15 protein-coding genes are annotated in these 19,421 nt (G+C 67.4%); 3 read left to right on the top strand and 12 right to left on the bottom strand.

The annotated features are described in order from the left end of the window. Positions 1-5: 5 nt before the first annotated feature. The 7 genes from VGE49_RS08835 to dusB all read right to left on the bottom strand — a co-directional run bounded on the left by VGE49_RS08835 (position 6) and on the right by dusB (position 8,889). Positions 6-1,634, bottom strand: a complete 1,629-nt coding sequence (locus tag VGE49_RS08835) for a Na+/H+ antiporter (protein ID WP_331034190.1) — start codon at positions 1,632-1,634, stop codon at positions 6-8. 4 nt (positions 1,635-1,638) lie between these two features. Next, positions 1,639-2,952, bottom strand: coding sequence for a GTPase HflX (gene hflX / locus VGE49_RS08830; protein ID WP_331034189.1), 1,314 nt, complete (start codon positions 2,950-2,952; stop codon positions 1,639-1,641). Further along, a complete protein-coding gene (gene hfq / locus VGE49_RS08825) occupies positions 2,953-3,198 on the bottom strand; it encodes an RNA chaperone Hfq (protein WP_105563529.1) in 246 nt (81 codons plus the stop codon). It abuts the gene before it with no gap. Between the two features lie 107 nt (positions 3,199-3,305). Further along, entirely contained in the window at positions 3,306-4,166 is an 861-nt protein-coding gene (locus tag VGE49_RS08820; RefSeq protein ID WP_331034188.1) for a D-amino-acid transaminase, read from the bottom strand. Further along, positions 4,166-5,575, bottom strand: coding sequence for a nitrogen assimilation response regulator NtrX (ntrX, locus tag VGE49_RS08815; RefSeq protein WP_331034187.1), 1,410 nt, complete (start codon positions 5,573-5,575; stop codon positions 4,166-4,168). The genes VGE49_RS08820 and ntrX overlap by 1 nt, the downstream gene beginning before the upstream one ends. A gap of 9 nt (positions 5,576-5,584) precedes the next feature. Then, positions 5,585-7,837 carry a sensor histidine kinase NtrY-like gene (locus VGE49_RS08810; RefSeq protein WP_414643623.1) on the bottom strand — a complete coding sequence of 751 codons (2,253 nt, stop codon included), beginning with the start codon at positions 7,835-7,837 and terminating at the stop codon, positions 5,585-5,587. Further along, complete coding sequence (gene dusB / locus VGE49_RS08805; protein WP_331034185.1) at positions 7,837-8,889, bottom strand: tRNA dihydrouridine synthase DusB; 1,053 nt, start codon at positions 8,887-8,889, stop codon at positions 7,837-7,839. Before dusB ends, VGE49_RS08810 begins: the two co-directional genes overlap by 1 nt. 64 nt (positions 8,890-8,953) lie before the next feature. Here dusB and VGE49_RS08800 point away from each other — a divergent pair, with 64 nt between their 5' ends. Further along, positions 8,954-10,087 carry a bifunctional 2-C-methyl-D-erythritol 4-phosphate cytidylyltransferase/2-C-methyl-D-erythritol 2,4-cyclodiphosphate synthase gene (locus VGE49_RS08800; RefSeq protein WP_331034184.1) on the top strand — a complete coding sequence of 378 codons (1,134 nt, stop codon included), beginning with the start codon at positions 8,954-8,956 and terminating at the stop codon, positions 10,085-10,087. On the opposite strand, the gene VGE49_RS08795 is transcribed toward VGE49_RS08800, so the two are convergent. Continuing rightward, positions 10,084-11,388 carry a diguanylate cyclase domain-containing protein gene (locus VGE49_RS08795; RefSeq protein ID WP_331034183.1) on the bottom strand — a complete coding sequence of 435 codons (1,305 nt, stop codon included), beginning with the start codon at positions 11,386-11,388 and terminating at the stop codon, positions 10,084-10,086. The genes VGE49_RS08800 and VGE49_RS08795 overlap by 4 nt on opposite strands. Before the next feature lie 283 nt (positions 11,389-11,671). Here VGE49_RS08795 and VGE49_RS08790 point away from each other — a divergent pair, with 283 nt between their 5' ends. After that, positions 11,672-12,502 (top strand): YihY/virulence factor BrkB family protein, encoded by an 831-nt coding sequence (locus VGE49_RS08790; RefSeq protein ID WP_331034182.1) that lies wholly within the window; start codon positions 11,672-11,674, stop codon positions 12,500-12,502. Here VGE49_RS08790 and VGE49_RS08785 read toward each other — a convergent pair. Next, the gene (locus tag VGE49_RS08785; protein ID WP_331034181.1) at positions 12,468-12,710 is read right to left on the bottom strand and encodes a sulfurtransferase TusA family protein; all 243 of its coding nucleotides are present in this window, start codon (positions 12,708-12,710) and stop codon (positions 12,468-12,470) included. The genes VGE49_RS08790 and VGE49_RS08785 overlap by 35 nt on opposite strands. Further along, positions 12,707-13,201 carry a CinA family protein gene (locus tag VGE49_RS08780; protein WP_331034180.1) on the bottom strand — a complete coding sequence of 165 codons (495 nt, stop codon included), beginning with the start codon at positions 13,199-13,201 and terminating at the stop codon, positions 12,707-12,709. The genes VGE49_RS08785 and VGE49_RS08780 overlap by 4 nt, the downstream gene beginning before the upstream one ends. 84 nt (positions 13,202-13,285) lie before the next feature. On the opposite strand from VGE49_RS08780, the gene VGE49_RS08775 reads away from it, so the two are divergent. Next, a complete protein-coding gene (locus VGE49_RS08775) occupies positions 13,286-15,562 on the top strand; it encodes a spermidine synthase (protein WP_331034179.1) in 2,277 nt (758 codons plus the stop codon). Here the strand turns inward: VGE49_RS08775 and mfd are convergent. Then, positions 15,559-18,996, bottom strand: coding sequence for a transcription-repair coupling factor (mfd, locus tag VGE49_RS08770; protein ID WP_331034178.1), 3,438 nt, complete (start codon positions 18,994-18,996; stop codon positions 15,559-15,561). The genes VGE49_RS08775 and mfd overlap by 4 nt on opposite strands. 11 nt (positions 18,997-19,007) lie before the next feature. Further along, positions 19,008-19,322 (bottom strand): FAD assembly factor SdhE, encoded by a 315-nt coding sequence (locus VGE49_RS08765; RefSeq protein ID WP_331034177.1) that lies wholly within the window; start codon positions 19,320-19,322, stop codon positions 19,008-19,010. Positions 19,323-19,421: the final 99 nt, after the last annotated feature.

The following is a 19,421-nucleotide window of genomic DNA, read 5'->3' as shown; positions in this document are numbered from 1 at the left end:
CAGGACTAGACGTAGCGCAGTTCCTGCAGGTCGACTTCGCGGATCAGCTTGCGCGCCGTCTCCTCGTCGACCAATCGCATCCGGCCCAGTCGCACCAGTTCAGCGCGTTCGGCGGCCAGGCCGGCCAGGCGCAGATGGCGTTCGATCTCATCGGACTGTCGCGCCAGCATGACGTCGTCGCCCTCGACATGAGTGCGGGTTTCGATCCGATGGCGATAGATCTCCATGAGACGCGCCGCCGTCTCGGCGTAGAGGTCGGGGTTGCTCTTGCCCTCGGCCATGGCGTGCTGGGTATCCTCGATGGCGCGCATGGCGGCGGAGGCGGCGGCGATGCGTGAACGATCCTCCTCCTCCAGGTGCGACGGCTCGGGCGGCAGTTCGATCCCCTTCAACAGCCGCGGCAGGGCGAGCGTCGCCAGCATCAGGGAAACGATGATCACGCCGGCCGCCAGGAAGATGGCCAGGTTGCGCGTCGGCATGGGCGTGCCGTCGCCCAGCACGAACGGCAGGGTCAGGATGCCGGCCAGGGTGATGGCGCCGCGCACCCCCGCCAGCGACATGACGGCCACCAGCCGCAGCCCCACCTTGGGCGGCGCGTTCTTGCCGCGTTTGCGGAACAGGGTCAGCTTCAGCGAGGTCCACACCCAGATGAAGCGCAAGGCCGCCAGCGCCGCCACGATGGCGAAGACATAGACCGCCAGCCACCAGACCTCCTTGTGCTGGGTCGACTGGATGACCTCGGCCGCCCGCGCCATGATCGACGGCATCTGCTCGCCCAGGATGACGAAGATCAGACCGTTGGCGACAAACTGCACCGTGTCCCAGACCACGGCGCGTCGGATGCGCGTCGCCGCCATGGCCGAGCCCTGACGCTCGGTGAAGCTCATGGTCACGCCGGCGGCCACCGCCGCCAGAATGCCCGAAGCGTGGACGGCTTCGGCGGCGAGATAGGCGGCGAAGGGCATCAGCAGGCTGATCAGAATCTGACCGCCGACATCCTCGCCCCAGCGACGGCTGATCCAGCTCTTGATCAGGCCGATCAACAGGGTGACGGCGACGCCCATGGCGATGCCGACGACCGCCAGCCAAGCGAAGGTCCCAACCGCACTGGTCAGGGAGAAGGCCCCGGTCGTTGCGGCGATGACGGCGATCCGCATGCAGGTCAGGCCCGTCGCGTCGTTCAGCAGCGACTCCCCTTCGAGGATGTGCATCAACCGCTTGGGAATGGGCGCACGCGAGGCGATGGCCGAGACGGCGATCGGGTCGGTCGGCGACAGAATGGCCGCCAGGGCGAAGGCCACCGCCAGCGGCATGGCCGGGATCATCCAGTGGATCAGGAAGCCCAGCCCCACAACGGTGAAGACCACCAGACCGAGCGCCAGTTCCAGAATGACCACCCGGTCCCGCAGCAGGGCTTCCTTGGGAATCCGCCAGCCATCGACGAACAGCAGGGGCGGCAGGAACAGCAGGAAGAAGATATCCGGCTTCAGATCGACCGCCTCGCCCGTAATCAGCACCACGCCGGCGCCGAGCGCGATCTGCACCAGCGGCAAGGCGATCCGCGTGATCCGCGCCACCCAGCCTGACAGCACGACGGCCAGCAACAGGAACAGGGCGGTCTCGATCAGATGCATGGGCTCAGTCGATGATGTCCGGGTAGAGGCGTTCCAGCCGCCCCAGAGCCGCAGGGTGCAGGCGCACGACCAGGTGGGTCCGTCCTTGCTCGTCCGTATCGCGGAAGGTGACGCGGCCGTTCTCATACAGCCAGGCCAGCGCCTCGCCCTGATGCGGCTCCAGCGTCAGCCGGGTCTCGGGATCATCGTCGATCAGTCCGGCGATGGCTTCGCGCAGGGCTTCGATCCCCTCGCCGGTCCAGGCCGATACGGCGACCGCCTTGCCCTCGCGCGCCAGACGCTCGGCCTGACCCAGCACGGCCTCGCGCACATCGGCGTCCAGCAGGTCAGTCTTGTTCCAGACCTCAAGGATGCGACGGGTCTTGCCTTCGGGCGTCGGAATCTGCTCCAGCACCGCCTCGACGTCCTTGGCCTGGGCGTCGCTGTCGGGCGAGGCGATGTCGCGGACGTGCAGGATCAGGTCGGCCTCGCCCACCTCTTCCAGCGTGGCGCGGAAGCTCTCGACCAGTTCGTGCGGCAGATCGGAGATGAAGCCGACCGTGTCGGCGATGATGGCCGGACGGCCTTGCGGCAGGCGGATGGTGCGCTGGGTCGTGTCGAGCGTGGCGAACAGCAGGTCCTTGGCGAAGACCTCGGAGCCAGTCAGCCGGTTGAACAGGGTCGACTTGCCCGCATTGGTGTAGCCGACCAGGGCGACCGATGGGAACGGGACCTTCTTGCGCGCCTTGCGGTGCAGGCCGCGCGTGCGTCGCACCTCTTCCAGCTCGGCCTTCAGGCGCACGATCCGGTCGGCGATCAGGCGTCGGTCCAGCTCGATCTGCGTCTCGCCCGGGCCGCCGGTCGAGCCAGTGCCGCCGCGCTGGCGCTCCAGGTGGGTCCAGGTGCGGACCAGACGCGACCGTTCATAGTCCAGCCGCGCCAGCTCGACCTGCAGCCGGCCCTCCCTGGTCCGCGCGCGGCGACCAAAGATTTCAAGGATCAGGCCGGTACGGTCGATGACCTTCACCTCCCACGCCTTCTCGAGGTTGCGCTGCTGGACGGGCGACAGGTCGTCATCAATGACCACGGCCTCGGCGTCGGCGGCGCGCACCAGAGCGGCCAGTTCCTCGACCTTGCCGGATCCGAACAGGGTCGCGGGCGTGGTGGAACGAAGGCGCACGATCTCTTGGGCGCGCACGTCGAGGTCCAGTGCGCGGGCCAGGCCTGCGGCTTCCTCAAGGCGTTCGGAGGCCAGCCTGGGGCTGTCCGAGCGGCGATCGGGGTGGATGACGACCGCCCGGATCAGCGGAACGGCGTGGTCGATGAGCTTGGAGGTCAATCAGTCTTCTTCGGCGTCGGGCTCGTACATCTGCACGGGCGCGGACGGCATGATGGTCGAGATGGCGTGCTTGTAGACGAGCTGCGACTGACCATCGCGACGCAGCAGCACACAGAAGTTGTCGAACCAGGTCACAATGCCCTGCAGCTTGACGCCGTTCACCAGAAAGATGGTCAGCGGGGTCTTGGTCTTGCGGACGCTGTTGAGGAAGGTGTCCTGAAGGTTCTGGCGTTTGTCTTGCGACATGTCAGGTTGGTCCTGTTCTTGGTTCTTTTTCGCCGGCCAAGGCGGCCGGTGCGGACTCATCGGCCCGCACCCAACCTTAAACGCGCCTTCGCAGTCGCGGCAACGCCCTAAATGGCCTCGCGGCGCGCCTGTTCAAGATAGACCTCGCGCAGACGGGTAGCGATCGGACCCGGCTTGCCGTCCGCGATCTTCGATCCATCCAGTGACACGATCGGCATGACGAAGGAGCTGGCGGCGGTGACGAAGACTTCCTTCGCTCGCTTGGCTTCATCGACACTGAACGGGCGCTCGTCCAGTTCGATGCCCTCGACCTCGGCCAGCTTCAGGATCGCCGTGCGGGTGATGCCGCGCAGAATGTTGGCCTGGGTGTCGCGAGTCCGCAGCTTGCCGTTCTCGTCCACGATCCAGGCGTTGGTGGACGAGCCTTCCGTCACCAGCCCCATATCATCCACCATCAGGCACTCATAGGCGCCCTTCTCGCGCGCCGCCTGTTTGGCCAGGACATTGGGCAGAAGCCCCACGGTCTTGATGTCGCAACGGCCCCAGCGAATGTCAGGCATGGTCACGCCCGCCGCCCCCTTGGCGGCCAGGGCCTCGCCCTTGGCTAGATCGATGGTCTTGGACGTTACGATGACGCTGGGGGGCGTGTCCCTGGGGAAGGCATGGTCGCGCGGCGAGGTGCCGCGCGTGACCTGCAGATAGACGATCCCGTTGCGCACCCGGTTGCGCCGGATGGTTTCCTTCAGCACGCGTTCCAGGGCCTGGGCCGTCATCGGGATGGGGATGCGAAGCTCGGTCAGGCTGCGCGCCAGACGGGTCATGTGCCCGTCGAAGTCGGCCAGCTTGCCGTCGAACACCGACCAGACCTCATAGACGCCGTCGGCGAACTGAAAGCCGCGATCCTCGATGTGAACCGTGGCGCCGCTGTGCGGCTGATAGGTCCCGTTGACGTAGGCGATCCTGGACATCAGGCGCCCTCTCCTTCTTCGTCTTCGCCGCCGCGGGCGGGCGAAACGCCCAGCGACTTCAGTTTGCGGTGCAGTGCGGATCTTTCCATGCCGATGAAGGCGGCCGTGCGCGAGATATTTCCGCCGAAACGCATGATTTGCGCCGCCAAATAGTCCCGCTCGAACACTTCTCGCGCCTCGCGCAGCGGCAAGGCGATGATGCGGTCGGCGCCCAGCGACGGGGCGCCGCCGGACGACGCCACTTCTTGCGGCAGCATATCCGCCGTGATCGCCTCATCGGGATCGCCCGTGGCGAGGATCAGCAGGCGCTCGACGTTGTTGCGCAACTGGCGCACGTTGCCGGGCCAGGGATGAACCTGCAGCACGGCCAGCGCGTCGTCCGCGACCCGACGATGCGGCAGGCCCTGGGACGCCGACAGGTTATCGACGAAGTATTCAATCAGCTCGCTGATGTCCTCGCGGCGCTCGGACAACGGCGGCACGCGGATCGGCACCACGTTCAGGCGGTGGAACAGGTCCTCGCGGAAGCGGCCTTCGGTGATCTCGACTCTCAGGTCGCGAGCGGTCGAGGTGATGACGCGGACGTCCACCTGGACATCCTGTTCGCCGCCGACCCGGCGGAAACGCTGCTCCACCAGCACGCGCAGGATGCGGCTCTGGCTCTCGCGCGGCATGTCGCCCACGTCGTCCAGATAGAGGGTGCCGTTATGAGCGCGCTCGAACACGCCGATCTTGCGCGGGCGACCGTCGCCACCCTCTTCGCCGAACAACTCGACGTCCAGGCGCTCTGGCGTCATGCCGGCCGCTGAGATGGCGACGAACTCGGACTTGGCGCGCGGGCTGGCGTCGTGGATCTGGCGCGCGACCAATTCCTTGCCCGAGCCCGGAGGACCCGAGATCAGCACCCGGCTGTTGGCCGGCGCGACCTTGGCGATGGTGCCGCGCAGCAGCTGCGCCGCCGCCGATTTCCCGATCAGGCCTGTCGGCGCCATGGTCTGGGCCCGCAGACGACGGTTCTCGCGCTTCAGCGATGCCGCCTCGAGCGCGCGCTCGACCACCACCACCAGACGGTCGGACTTGAACGGCTTCTCGATGAAGTCATAGGCGCCGCGTTTCAAGGCGCTGACGGCGGTTTCGATGTTTCCGTGGCCGGAAATCATGACAACCGGCAGATCGTCATCCAGCCCCTTGACCACATCCAGAAGCTCCAGGCCGTCCAGGCCGCCGCCCTGCATCCAGATGTCGAGCACGGCCAGCGAGGGCTTGCGCGCCCGGATGGCGGCCAGAGCCTCGTCCGAGTTGGCGGCGACGCGGACCGAATGGCCCTCGTCCTCAAGCAGACCCGAGACCAGTTCTCGGATGTCGGCCTCGTCGTCGACGACCAGAATGTCAGCACCAGTATTTCGCATGACGCCTCTCTACTCCGCCGCGCGCGCCGCGCCGGGAGCACGGTGAGCAGCCTTGCTGTCTTGGGTCAGGGGGAAGGTCAGGCACACGCGCGCGCCCGCCAATGTCTCGGCGTCGGCCAGCTTCAGCTCGCCGCCGTGGTCTTCACAGATACGCTTGACGATGGCCAGCCCCAGGCCCGTGCCCTTCTCGCGCGTCGTGACATAGGGTTCAGTCAACCGATCGCGATCCTTGGCCGGAAGGCCGACGCCGTCGTCCTCGATCGTGAAGGTCGCCACACCGCCGTCCACGTCCAGCCTGGCGATGATGCCGGTCGTCCCCGCCTCAGCAGGCTCGCGCATCCGCTTGGCGGCCACAGCCTCGCCCGCGTTCTTCAGAATATTGGCCAGGGCCTGCCCGACCATGCGGCCGTCGCATTGCATGACGACGGCGGGCAGAGGTTCGATCAACTCGACGCCGATGTCCGCCGCCGCGACACGCTGGGCGAAGACCGCTTCGCGCAGCATCTCGGCAGGGTTCTCGCGGGTGAAGCGCGGCGCCGGCATCCGGGCGAAGGAGGAAAACTCGTCCACCATCCGGCCGATATCGCCCACCTGACGAATAATGGTCTCGGTGCAACGATCGAAGACCTCCACGTCGTCGCCGACCTGGGAGCGGTACTTGCGGCGCAGTCGTTCCGCCGACAGCTGGATCGGCGTCAGGGGATTCTTGATCTCATGAGCGATCCGGCGGGCCACGTCGCGCCAGGCGGCGTTGCGCTGGGCCGTCACCAGCCGCGTGATGTCGTCAAAGGTCAAAACCATCTCGCCGCCCTGCCCGCCCTCGATGCGGACCCGCAGACGTCGCGTCTCGCCGTCACGGCTGACGTCGATGTCTTCCTCGATATGGGCCTCGGCGCGCTCGGACAGCTCGGCCAGTTCCGGCGCGACCTCGGCCAGAAGACGTCCCTGAACCTCGCTGTCGGTCATGGCCAGAAGCAGGCTGGCGCTATCGTTGATGGCCGAGATGCGGCCCCGTCGGTCCAGGCCGATCACGCCCGCGCTGACGCCCGACAGCACCGTTTCGATGAAGCGGCTGCGGCCCTGGGCGTCATCGCTGGCGGTCTTCAGCGCCGCCTGCTGAGCCATGATGTCGCCGGTCATGCGATTAAAGGCTTCGGACAGCACTACCAGTTCAGACGGTGCGCCGGTATTGTCGACCCGGGCGTTCAGGTCCCCGCCCGCCACCTGATCGGCCGCCTTCACCAGACGGCCGATGGGCGCCGAGATCGAACTGGCCGCCGACATGGCCAGCCAGACCGCCCCGACCAGCACCAGCAGCGCCGTCTCCAGATAGCTGAGGGCGAAGGCCGCCTGAATCCGCGCCCGGCTTTCCTCGGCGGCGCGATAGGCGGCGATGGATTCCTCGCCGTTGCGCATCCGCTGGATCAGGCCCGGCGCCAACGGCCGCACGACATAGAGATAGGCGTGGCCATAATCGGGCAGCGGATAGAGGGCTCGCACCATATCGGGGTTTTCAGTCACGGTCGTCGGCGCGACCTCGCCCGCCGCCACCGTCTCGAACGCTTCACGCGGCGGGGCGACATAGGGCGGCGCGTCCGGCTGCTCGCCGCTGGCCAGCACCTCGCCGTCGCTGTTGAGAATGTAGAGCGCCGGATAGCCGAAGAAGTCGCCGATCTGGGCCAGGGCGCGCGAGAACTGGATACGGTTGTCGAACAGGCCGCGCACCCCGCCCAGTTCGGTGGACATGGTCTCCAGATCGACCTCCAGCCCTGCCCCGACATCGGCGACATAGGCCCGGCCGATCTCAGCCCCGTTCTCGACCGCCGAACGGACGTTGGTGCTGAACCACTGGTCCACGCCGCGGTTGACCAGCACCCCGAACACCAGGGCGATCAGCACCGCCGGGACGACCGCCACCAGCGAGAACAGCGTCACGAAACGCAGGTGAAGCCGCGCGCCGGGGTTGTCGCGGTTCCTCATCAGCCGCAGCACCCGTCCGCCGATCACCGCCGCCAGGCCGCCGATCAGGATCAGGTTCACCAGAAGGATATAGAGGACCGCCCGACTGGCGGCGGTCCGGGCGTCGCCGCCCGCCATCGCGCCCGGCGCAATGGCCACCAGCCAGATCGCCGCCGCCGTGATCAGAAAGGCGACGGCGTAGGCCGTGCCGAACAAGGCCCGCACGCGGCTGCCGGAAAGGCGCCCCCAGAGCGATCGCTCGGGGCCGTGACCTTCAACCTGCGCGGCGGGGGAGTCCGTCATCACCTCGCAGCTTCGACCAGCTGTGGCGGATTTTCAACAACAGAGTTGCCCAAATGCGTCACCGATGGACGCCACAGCGCCGAAAGCGCCTCTTCGACCTGCTGGGGCTCGTCCAGGCGGCACAGGCGCGCCTTCGCCGCGCGCCGCTCCAACGGATCTTCCGGCCAGGGCGCCTGCTCGATGTACCAACCGAGGTGCTTGCGGAACATCTTCAGCCCCAGCGGCAGGCCGTAGAAGGCGACCGAGCCGCGTAGATGCTCGATGACGATCGCCAATCGCTCCTCGCGGTCCGGCTCCTGAAGCCGCGTTCCGTCCGCCAGCGCCCGCTCCAGATGCGCCGCCAGCCACGGACGGCCATAGACGCCGCGACCTAGCATCAGGCCGTCGGCGCCGGACAGGGTCAGCGCCTCCCTCGCCTGTTCCGCCGTGATGATGTCGCCGTTGACGATGACCGGAATGGACACCGCCTGCTTGACCTCGGCCACCGCCGCCCAGTCGGCGACGCCGGTATAGAACTGCTTGCGGGTGCGGCCGTGGACCGTGACCGCCGCGACGCCGAGCTCCTCAGCCCTGCGCGCCAGATCAGCAGCATTGTGACTGTTCTCATCCCACCCCAGGCGCATCTTGACGGTGACGGGACGGCTGACCGCCGCCACGACCGCCCCCATGATGGCCGCCGCGCGTTCCGGCGTGCGCATCAGGGCCGAACCGCAAGCCGCGCCGGTGACTTCCTTGGCCGGGCAGCCGAAATTCAGGTCGATGATGTCGGCGCCCGCCTTCTCGGCCATACGCGCGCCCTCGGCCATGGTTTCGGGATCGCCGCCGACCAGTTGAATCACGGTCAGAGGCAGACCCCGGCCCACAGCGGCTCGGCGAACCACGTCGGGCCGCCCGCGCGCCAACTCGGCCGAGGCCACCATTTCGGTCGCCACATAGGCTGCGCCCAGTTTCGAGGCCAGCACGCGGAACGGCAGGTCGGTGATCCCGGTCATCGGGGCCATCAGCACCCGCCCGGCGATCCGCACGTCTCCGATTTGCAATCCTGCGCTCATATGGCCCTTACCGCCGACAGTTGAGCCTCTCGTCAAGCGGAACTGGGGCGCTTAGAAGGCCGACATGGGATTTGCAGCAATCGTTGTGGCCGCCGGTTCAGGGTCTCGGGCCGGCGGAGACAAGCAGTGGAGGGCCGTCGGCGGTCGGCCGATGGTGCGCTGGTCGGTCGAAAGCCTGCTGACGGCAGGCGCCGATCCGGTCGTGATCGTGGTCGCGCCCGACGGTCATTCGCGCGCGGACGACGCCTTGGCCGGCCTTGCGGGATGGCGGGCCGTCACGGGGGGCGCCACGCGCGCCGAGTCGGTGCGCGCCGGTCTTGCCGCATTGGAATGCGCTGACGACACGCCGGTTTTGATCCACGATGCGGCCCGCCCTTTCCTGAGCTCAGCCGTGATCGCGCGCCTGCGGCAGGCGCTGAACGACGCCGACGGCGCTCTGCCCGCCCTGCCCGTGGCCGACAGCCTGCGTCGCGGCGAGGAGGGGCTGGTCGTCGGCGGGGTGGAGCGCGACGGCCTGTGGCGCGCCCAGACGCCGCAAGCCTTCCGCTTGAAGACGATCCGCGACGCCTACGCCGCCTGGACCGACGCGGAGGCACCGACGGACGAGGCCGCTGTGGTCGAACGGGCCGGCGGCCGCGTGCGGCTGGTTGAAGGCGACGACCGTTTGATGAAGCTGACCTATCCCGAGGATTTCGCCATGGCCGAGGCCCTGCTGCCCAAGACCATCCGCATCGGCCAAGGCTTTGACGTGCATCGCTGGGGACCGGGAACCTCGGTCTGGCTGTGCGGCGTCGAAATTCCCCACGATCAGACCCTGATCGGTCATTCCGATGCAGACGCAGGTCTGCACGCTTTGACCGACGCCATCCTCGGCGCCATCGCCGACGGCGACATCGGCGACCACTTCCCGCCCAGCGATCCACAGTGGAAGGGCGCTTCGTCAGACCGCTTTCTGGTTTACGCCGCCGAACGGGTGGCCGCGCGGGGCGGACGGATCGTCAATGTCGACGTCACCTTGATCTGCGAGCAGCCCAAGGTGAAGCCGCATCGTCAGGCCATGCGCGAACGTCTCGCCGAGTTGCTGAAGCTTCCGCTGGACGCGGTCAGCGTCAAGGCGACGACGACCGAGGCCCTGGGCTTCACCGGACGCGGTGAAGGCTTGGCGGCGCAGGCCGCCGTTTCCGTGGAACTGCCCTAGGCGTTCGCCAGGTCGGCCGACGCCCGCTCCAGAACGGCGGCCGGCGCCTCGCCGTCCCGCATTTCGGCGACCCCGACGTCGAACTCGACGATGAAGGGCGAGCGGTCCTGGCCGGCGTCAAACGCCGTGCAGGCGATCACCGCCGCGATCCGCTCGGCCGCCATCCGCGCCTCGCGTTCGGCCGTCGCGGGCAGGACCAGAGCGAACAACTCCGACCCCAGGCGGGCCGCCGTGTCCTCGACCCGCACCAGTCGCGACACCATGGCGCCGATCTGAGGCATGGCGCGGTCCAGCCAGCCGCCGGACCGCGCCTGAGCGACCGGGTCACGCTCCGCCACGCGCAGCACGCAGACCGACAAGGCGCGATTGCGCGACCGGGCGCCTTCGGCGACACGCGCCAGATGCGAAGCGAACAGATCGCGGGTGAACAGGCCGGTCGCGGCGTCCATCAGATCCGAACCCCGAACCGAATCAAGCGCGCGCCTGATGGCCTGACGCCGACGATGGTTGCGCGCCAACGCCAGCACCCGTTCGGCGGTCTCGTCTTCCGGCGTCTCAGCCGCCGCCACGTCGGCGAATCCCCGGCGGAACAGGTCAGCCAGTTCAACCTCGGCCGCGCCGCGCAGGTAGAGGATCAGAGGGATGTGATAGAGGCGCGTGTTGCGCTTCATGCCAGAGGCGATCGACAGGGCTGGCGCATGGTCCTGACCGCCCCACAGGACAGCGGCGTCAAAGGCGCGTTCATGCAGATAGTCGAAGGCGGTGTAGGGCGTCGGCGCGGCGACGACCTCGGCCCCTGCTGCCGACAGGGCGTTGGACATGGCCAGAAAACGACGGTCCGCCGCCCCCGCCGTCAAGATCTGCAACGGCGTTTCGCCTGCATCCGCAGGCTGCAGGGTCACGCCGTGGGCGGCGAAGGTCGCCTGCCGCAAGCGGAACTCTTCTTCCGCTATGCCCGCGCGCGTCAGTTGGTCCAACCGCAAGGCGGCCTGCGCCGGATGCGGGGGCGACGACATCGCCAGATCGATCGGCCCGCCCGCAGCCTCATCCTGGCCGATCAGAAGAATCGGCAAGTAGCGCGGAGCGGCGGCAGCGCGCAGCCGAGCAACGACATCGTGGCCCTCTAGCCCCTCCACGGCCACGATCGCAGCGTCGACCGACAGATCCTGCAACACCAGGTCGGCGGCATTCACCGTGCGCGCCGTCATCGTGGGCCACCCCAGTTGATCCAGCCCCTCGCACAGGGGGCCGATCAGGGCGTCATCAACGGCGACGACCAGTACGCGAGGATCGGAATCCAAACTTCTCTCCCATGGCCTGAACGGCTCGCCCCCGACGCCGGTGCTTCAGGCCGAAGGATGATACTGACCATGCCCACGCTCTAGCAATGGCAAGCGCGCTCTCGGGCGTTACAAATTCAACGGCCTCGCCAAGGGTTTCGCCACAAGCCGAATGGGGTTAATCGGTCACTTTGACGACTGCCGAGGCTCAGGCTTGAATCAGCAACCCCGTTTGACGGCCCAGCCCCTTTTCTGGGGGAAGCTCGCGGTCCGCGCCTTCACCCGTAGCTGGGGACGCGACGTCATGCTCTACACGGGCGGCGTGTCCTTCTTCGCCCTGCTGGCCGTCTTTCCCGCCATCGCCATCCTGATCGGCTTCTACAAGGTGGTCCTGTCCATCGGACAGGTCAGCGAGCAGGCCGCGGCCCTGGCCGATGTCGTGCCGCATGCCGCACGATCCATCTTCCTGAACGAGATCGACCGCCTGGCGAACGCTTCGGCCCGCACCGTTTCGGCCCAAAGCGCGCTGGCCTTGTTCATCGGCGCCTATGCGGCCCATCGCGGATTCAAGGCCTTGCTGGCCGGACTGAATCTGATCCATGATGAGACCGAGCCGCACGGCTTCTTCAAATTCAACATGCTGGCCTTTCTGGTCGCCCTGGCCGCCTTCGTCCTGTTCACCATCGTATCCGGCGCGGTCGTGACCTCGCGACTGATGGAGCACGCTCACGCACAGGACCCTGTGGGGCTGCTGGTCCTGCCGTTGGACGGCCTATGGCCGGCGCTGGGTCTGTGGTTGGGCCTGGCCATGCTCTACCGCTACGCCATGTCCCATGCGACGCGCGTGGCGTGGAAGGCGGCGATCATGGGCGGACTGATCGCCACGATCATGTCCAGCTTCTTCTCATGGCTTTGCGCCATCTATGTCGAGCAGATCGCCCAACTCGGCGCCACCTACGGCTCCGTCGGCGCGGTGGTGGTGCTGCTGATCTGGCTGTCTTGGAACGTCAACGCCATCTTCTACGGCGGCGCCTTCGCCACCGAACTGGAAATCGCCTGGAAGCCGGAAGAACCGGAAGTCGAAACCAGCGGCTCGGTCGTCAGTCTGTCGGAACGACGCCAGTCTCGACAGTGATCCGCAGGACGCCGCCCTGCTCCTCGATCCCGCAAATCGTCCCGCCCAGATCGCCCATCAGGTAGGGCACGTCGATCCGCGCCATCGGGTCGGTGGCCAGCAAGGTCAGCCGTGCGCCCGGCGCCAGCCCTTCCATCGCCTTGCGAAGCCGCAAACTCGGGACCGGACAGCGATGTCCGCGCGCATCGACCAGGACAGGCTCGCTCACGCCGTCACCGCATCCAGCAGCAGGGCCAGAGCGACACGGACGCTTTCCAGCCGCACCGCCTCGCGTCCGATATCACCGAACCGGCGCTCGACGTGCACGACCGCGCCCTTGGGACCGACGGCGGCGAAATGCACCAGTCCGACCGGCTTTTCCGCCGAGCCGCCGCCCGGACCCGCGACCCCCGTGATGGATACCGACGCGGAGGCCCGCGAATGATCGACCGCCCCCAGCGCCATCGCCCGGGCCACGGGTTCTGAAACGGCCCCGAACTGCATCAGTAAACCCTCGGACACGCCCAGAAGCTCGGCCTTGGCCTCGTTGCTGTAGGTGACGAAGCCCCGATCCAGCACAGCCGACGAGCCGGCGACCGCCGTCAGCGCGCCCGAGACCAGACCCCCGGTGCAGCTTTCCGCGGTGGCGACCATGACGCCGGCCTTGATCGCCGCCCGGATCACGGCATCGGCCGTAACCTGAATATCCTCGGGGAACATGACTATGCGCTCCGTCTGCGAGTCGGTCTAAGTCTGTCGGCAGGGGGCGGGTCAAACGACCATGCCGATGCCAGCGGATCGCGAATGACCGATTCCACCATGACGACGGCCTTCCGCAAGGCCGATGCGATAACACCCGCGCTGTTCGCCGTCGCCATCTTCACGTCGGCCTCGCTGGTTTTTGTCGTTCAGCCCATGGTGACAAAGCTGGTCCTGCCCATGCTGGGCGGATCGCCCTCGGTCTGGAACACCTCGATGGTCTTCTTCCAGACGGCGCTGCTGGTCGGCTACGGCTACGCTCACCTGTTGCAGCGGGTCCGCTCGTTGAAGTGGCAGGCGGCGATACATCTGATCCTGCTGCTGTCGGCGGCCCTGTTCCTGCCCCTGCAGATCAGCGGCGTCCTTGGAGAGCCGAACCCCGCCGCCCCCACCGCCTGGCTGCTGGCGACGCTGGCCTTGTCGGTCGGCGCGCCATTCGCGGTTCTGTCAGCCACGGCGCCGCTACTGCAAGCCTGGTACGCGCGGGTGCGCGCCGATCACGCTGACGGCCAGAACCCCTACGTCCTCTATGCCGCCTCCAACCTCGGCAGCTTCCTGGCTCTTCTGGCCTACCCCGCCGTGATCGAGCCGCTCATGTCTCTGTCGGGGCAAAGGACGACCTGGACCGGTGGTTACGGCCTGTTCGTCCTGCTGGTGGTGGCTCTGGCCGCCGTGGTCTGGCGTCGGCGGGTTCAGGACGCGCCCGAGCCCGCGCCCCTGGCCGCCACCGCGCCGATCCCCTGGCGCGAGAAGGGCGTCCTGGTCCTGCTGGCCGCTGCCCCTTCCAGCCTCATGCTGGGCGTCACCGCCCACCTGTCCACCGACGTGGCCTCCGCGCCCTTCCTGTGGGTCGCGCCCCTGGCTCTCTACCTGCTGACCTTCGTCATCGCCTTCCAGGCCAAGCCGTGGATCAGGCTGTCCACGACCTTGGTTCTGCAGGCCGCGCTCGGCGTCATAGTCGTCAGCATGGTCGGCACGAGCACAGGGCATTGGCTAGCCCTGTTGCTGACCCACCTCGGCGCCTTCTTCATCACCGCCTTGATGTGCCACCAAAGGCTAGCTGAGCGACGCCCCGCGCCGGATCGCCTGACCGAGTTCTACCTGCTGCTGTCGCTGGGCGGCGTGGTCGGCGGCGCGTTCAACGCCCTGATCGCGCCGACGATCTTCAACGTGGTGTGGGAGTATCCCCTGGTCATGGTCCTGGTCGGTCTGGCCAGGCCCTGGGGCGAGGGGCCGCTGTCTCGCCGGGACCCCCTCACCCTGCTGATCGGCGTCGGCATCGCCGCCGCGCCGCCGATCATCCTGGAGTTCATGCGCTATAATCCCGAATTCCGGGCCTTGCTCAGCGATCAGGCGCGACTTCAGGTCGTACAGTTCATCCTGGGCGGCGCAGCCATCTGCGCCTTTCTGGTGCGGGACCGGGCGGTGCTTTTCACCATCATCGTCGGCGTCATCACCCTGTCGGCGCATCATGTCGGTCGGGGCTATGACTGGAGCCTGTCGGAACGCAGCTTCTTCGGCGTCATGCGGGTGGCGGTCACGCGAGATGACGCCATGGGCGGCGACGTTCACGTCCTGATGCACGGCACCACCCTGCACGGCGCCCAGGCGCGCGCCCCCGGCTTCGCCTGTGGTCCGACCATGTATTACGCGCCCTCCACTCCGCTGGGGCAGGCCGCCATGCGTATCCAGCAACGCACCCCGGCGGCCAGGATCGGCATCGTGGGTCAAGGCTCAGGCGCCATGGCCGCCTACAAGCGCGCCGAAGACGAAATGACCTTCTTCGAGATCGACCCGATGGTGGACCGCGTGTCGCGTGATCCGTCCTGGTTCACCTACATCTCGAACTGCGCCGACGGTCCGATCCGCACCGTTCTGGGCGACGCCCGCTTGACCATGGCCAAGGAGGCGCCCGGCACCTATGACCTGCTGGTCATCGACGCCTTCTCGTCGGACGCCGTGCCGACCCACCTGCTGACCGTCGAGGCGATCCAGGGCTATCTGAAGCTTCTGAAGCCCGATGGCGTGGTGGTGCTTCACCTGTCCAACCGCAACCTCGAGATCACCATGCCGGCGGTCGCCGCCGCCCGTCAGTTGGGCGCGGCGGACCTGCATCAGATCTATATCGAGCAGCCCAACGCGCCCGAGATGGCCGAGGCCTCGACCGAGGCACTGGCCATTTCTCCGACCGTCGAGGGCCTGGCCGACTTCAAGGGCGACGGGCGTTGGCGCAAGCTGGCGCCGACCGAGGTCCGCCCCTGGACCGACGACTACGTCAATCTGTTCGGCGCCCTGATCCGCCAGATGAAGGGCCGCGGTTAAGCGGCCCCGGCCACCCGCGCCAGATCGGCGGTGATCCGCTCGGCGACCTTCAGGCGGTCGTCGGGCGTGGGCCATTCGCCCTTCACCACGATCTTCTGATCCGGCCGGATCTTCCAGAACGCATGGTTCTTCTGGATCAGGCCTACCAGCCCCATGGGATTGGGGAAGTTGTTGTTGCGCAGGGTCAACACCGCGCCCTTCGGACCGATGTCGATCTTCTCGATGCAGGCCATGCGGCAGTTCGCCTTGATGCCCACGATCCGCAGAAGCTGCTGCGCCTCGTCCGGCAGCGGGCCGAAGCGGTCGATCAGTTCGGCCGCCATGGCCTCGCGATCCTCCATCCTCTCGGCGTCCGACAGGCGACGATAGAGGCTCAGGCGAACATTCAAGTCTGGCACGTAAGCTTCTGGAATCAGGACGGCCGCGCCGACGTTGATGGACGGCGACCAGCCCCGATCAGCCACTTCCTCGCCCTGTTCGCGCAGCTCGGCGACCGCGTCTTCCAGCATCTGCTGATACAGCTCGACCCCGACCTCGCGGATATGGCCCGACTGCTCGTCGCCCAGCAGGTTGCCGCCGCCGCGCTGATCCAGGTCGTGGCTGGCCAGTTGGAAGCCGGCGCCCAGGTTGTCCAGCGACTGCAGCACCTGAAGCCGGCGCTCGGCCGAGAGGCTCAACGGCCGCTTGGGATCGGTCGTCAGATAGGCGAAGGCCCGCGCCTTGGATCGGCCGATGCGGCCCCGGATCTGGTGCAACTGCGCCAGGCCGAACATGTCGGCGCGGTGCACGATCAGGGTGTTGGCCGTCGGAATGTCGATGCCGCTCTCGACGATAGTGGTCGAAACCAGCACGTCATACTGCCCGTCGTAGAAGGCGCTCATCACCTCCTCCAGTTGGGTCGGGCTCATCTGGCCGTGGCCGACGACGAACTTCACCTCGGGCACCTGCTCGCGCAGGAACTTCTCGATGTCCGGCAGTTCCTTCAGGCGCGGCGCGACGTAATAGGCCTGACCGCCGCGATACTTCTCGCGCAGCAGGGCCTCGCGCACCAGCACCGGGTCCCACGGCGTGACATAGGTCCGCACCGCCAGACGATCGACCGGCGGCGTGGCGATGATCGACATCTCGCGGATGCCCGACAGCGCCATCTGCAGGGTGCGCGGAATGGGCGTGGCGGTCAGGGTCAGCAGGTGAACATCGGCCCGCAGGGACTTAAGCTTCTCCTTGTGCTTGACGCCGAAGTGCTGCTCCTCGTCAACAATCACCAGGCCCAGGTCCTTGAACCCGACCTTTTCGGCCAGCACTGCATGGGTGCCGACGACGATCTCGAAGGTTCCGTCCTTCAGGCCGGCGCGCGTTTCGTTGGCGTCCTTGGCCGTGACCATGCGCGACAGATGCCGCACTGTGATCGGCCAGCCGGCGAAGCGTTCGCTGAAGGTCTTGAAGTGCTGGCGCGCCAGCAGGGTCGTCGGGCAGACGATGGCCACCTGCTGACCGCTCATGGCCACGACGAAGGCGGCGCGCAGGGCGACCTCGGTCTTGCCGAAGCCAACGTCGCCGCAAATCAGGCGGTCCATGGGCGTGCCCTTGCCCAGGTCTTCCAGCACGTCGCCGATGGCGTTCAGCTGGTCGTCCGTCTCCTCATAGGGGAAGCGGGCGCAGAACTCGTCGAACAGACCGGACGGCGGCGTGATGGGGTCGGACACGCGCATGGCGCGCTTGGCGGCCAGAGCGATCAAGCCCTCCGCCATGGCGCGCAGACGCTCCTTGGCCTTGGCCTTGCGGGCCTGCCAGCCCGCGCCGCCCAGACGGTCCAACTGCACCCCGTCGGCGTCGGTGCCGTAACGGGTCAGAAGATCAATATTTTCAACCGGCAAATAGAGTTTGCTGTCGCCGGCGTAGAGCAGTTCCAGGCAGTCGTGCGGCGCCTCCTGAATCTCCAGCGTCTTCAGGCCCTCATAGCGCCCGATGCCGTGATCCAGGTGAACGACGAGGTCGCCAGCCGTCAGGGCCGAGGCCTCGGCCAGGAAGTTGGAGGCCCGACGCTTGCGCTTGGGCCGCGCCAGACGGTCGCCCAGGATGTCGGTCTCGGAAATGACCGCGACCTCGTCGGTGACGAAGCCATGCTCGACCGGCAGGACGGCGCGCAGATAGATGTCCTTGGGCGCCGCCAGAACATCGTCCCAGTCGCGCACGGGCAGGACATGCGTCAGGCCGTGATCGCCCAGCATGGCCGCCAGACGCTCGGCCGAGCCCTCGGACCAGGAGGCGAACAGGACGCGCTTGCCCTGCCCCTTCAAAGCCTCCGCATGCTGCGCCACGGCGGCGAACAGGTTGACGCTGTCTTGCGAACGCTCAGCCGCGAAGCTGCGTCCCAGACGCCCGCCCGCATCCTCGCCCGATCCGCCCGAAAGCGGCGACAGACGGCGAACGGCGCGCCCGGCCAGGGCGCTGTTCCAGTCGCCTTCGTCCAGATAGAGGCTTTGCGGCGCCGGGGCGCGATAGGCCGCGCCGCCCTTGCCCTTGGCGGCTTCCTTGCGCGCCTCATAGGCGTCTGTCGTCAGGCTCCAGCGCTCGGCGCGAGCCTGCTCGACCTGGCTGTCGAGGAAGACCGGGGCGCTGTCCGGCAGGAAGTCAAACAGGGTGTCGAGCCGATCGTAGAAGAGCGGCAGCCAGTGCTCCAGCCCCTGACGCCGCGCGCCCTCGCTGACGGCGGCGTACATGGGCTCGTCACCCGCCGCGCCGAACAGGTTCAGATAGCCACTGCGGAAGCGCGAGATGCTCTCGGCGTCCAGCAGGACTTCCGACACCGGCAGCAGGGCGACCTGCTTCAGTTGTTTGGTCGAGCGTTGGGTCTCGGGATCGAAAGCGCGGATGGATTCCAGTTCGCTGCCGAACAGGTCCAGACGCACCGGCTCGTCGAAACCGGGCGGGAAGACGTCGATGACGCCGCCGCGTATGGCGTACTCACCGCGCTCGGACACAGTCGAAGCGCGCACATAGCCGTTGGCCGAGACGTAGCGTTCCAGCGCCGCCGTATCCAGATCGCGGCCGACGCGGGCCTCGAACCCGGCCCCGGTGACGGCCTGACGCGGCGGCGTGCGCTGGGTGGCGGCAGCGACGGTGGCGACGACCAGCAGCGGCCTGGCGTCAGACGGATCGCGCTGGGCCAGCCGGGTCAGGGTCGCCATGCGCTGGGCGGCGACCGAGGCGGTAGGGCTCAGCCGGTCGTAAGGCAGGCAATCCCACGCGGGATATTCAAGAACTTCAACGCCCTTGGCGAAGAAGCCAAGCGTCTGGGTAAAATTGCCCGCACGCTGATAATCCCGCGCGACCAGCAGGCCGACGCCGCCCTGGGCCTTCAGCCGTTCGGCGACGACCAGCGCGTCCAGACCCTCGGGCGCCCCGCCCAGTTCGACGTCACGCCGCGCCATCGCCTCACCCATCAACCGATGCCCTTGGCCACTTCCGCCGCGACGTGTTCACGCATGAAGGCCCGGATGCGCGCCAGCATCGGCCCGTCGAACTCGGGCGGGGTCGGCTCCTTCTCGATGATCCAGGCGTAGAGGTACTGATCTTCCTCGTTCAGAAGGTGCTCCAGCTGATCCAGCTCGGCGTCGTCCATCGACGGGCCGACTTGATCGACAAACGGTCCCAGCACCATGTCGGCCTCGCGGAAGCCGCGCCGCCAGGCGCGATAGGCGATCCGGCCGAGTCGTTGTTTCCGGGCGTCCTCTGGACGTGCATCAATATCGGCCACGCGGTTCCTTGCCCGGTCCGTTCATGTGAAGAGTTGGATCAGATAGCGTTCCCGTTCCGTTTTCGCCAGCTATGCTGAGGCTAATGCGGCCCGAGATTC

It is taken from the genome of Brevundimonas sp., assembly GCF_036405315.1.
Lineage (GTDB): Bacteria > Pseudomonadota > Alphaproteobacteria > Caulobacterales > Caulobacteraceae > Brevundimonas.
This window is presented reverse-complemented; position numbering and strand designations above follow the sequence as displayed.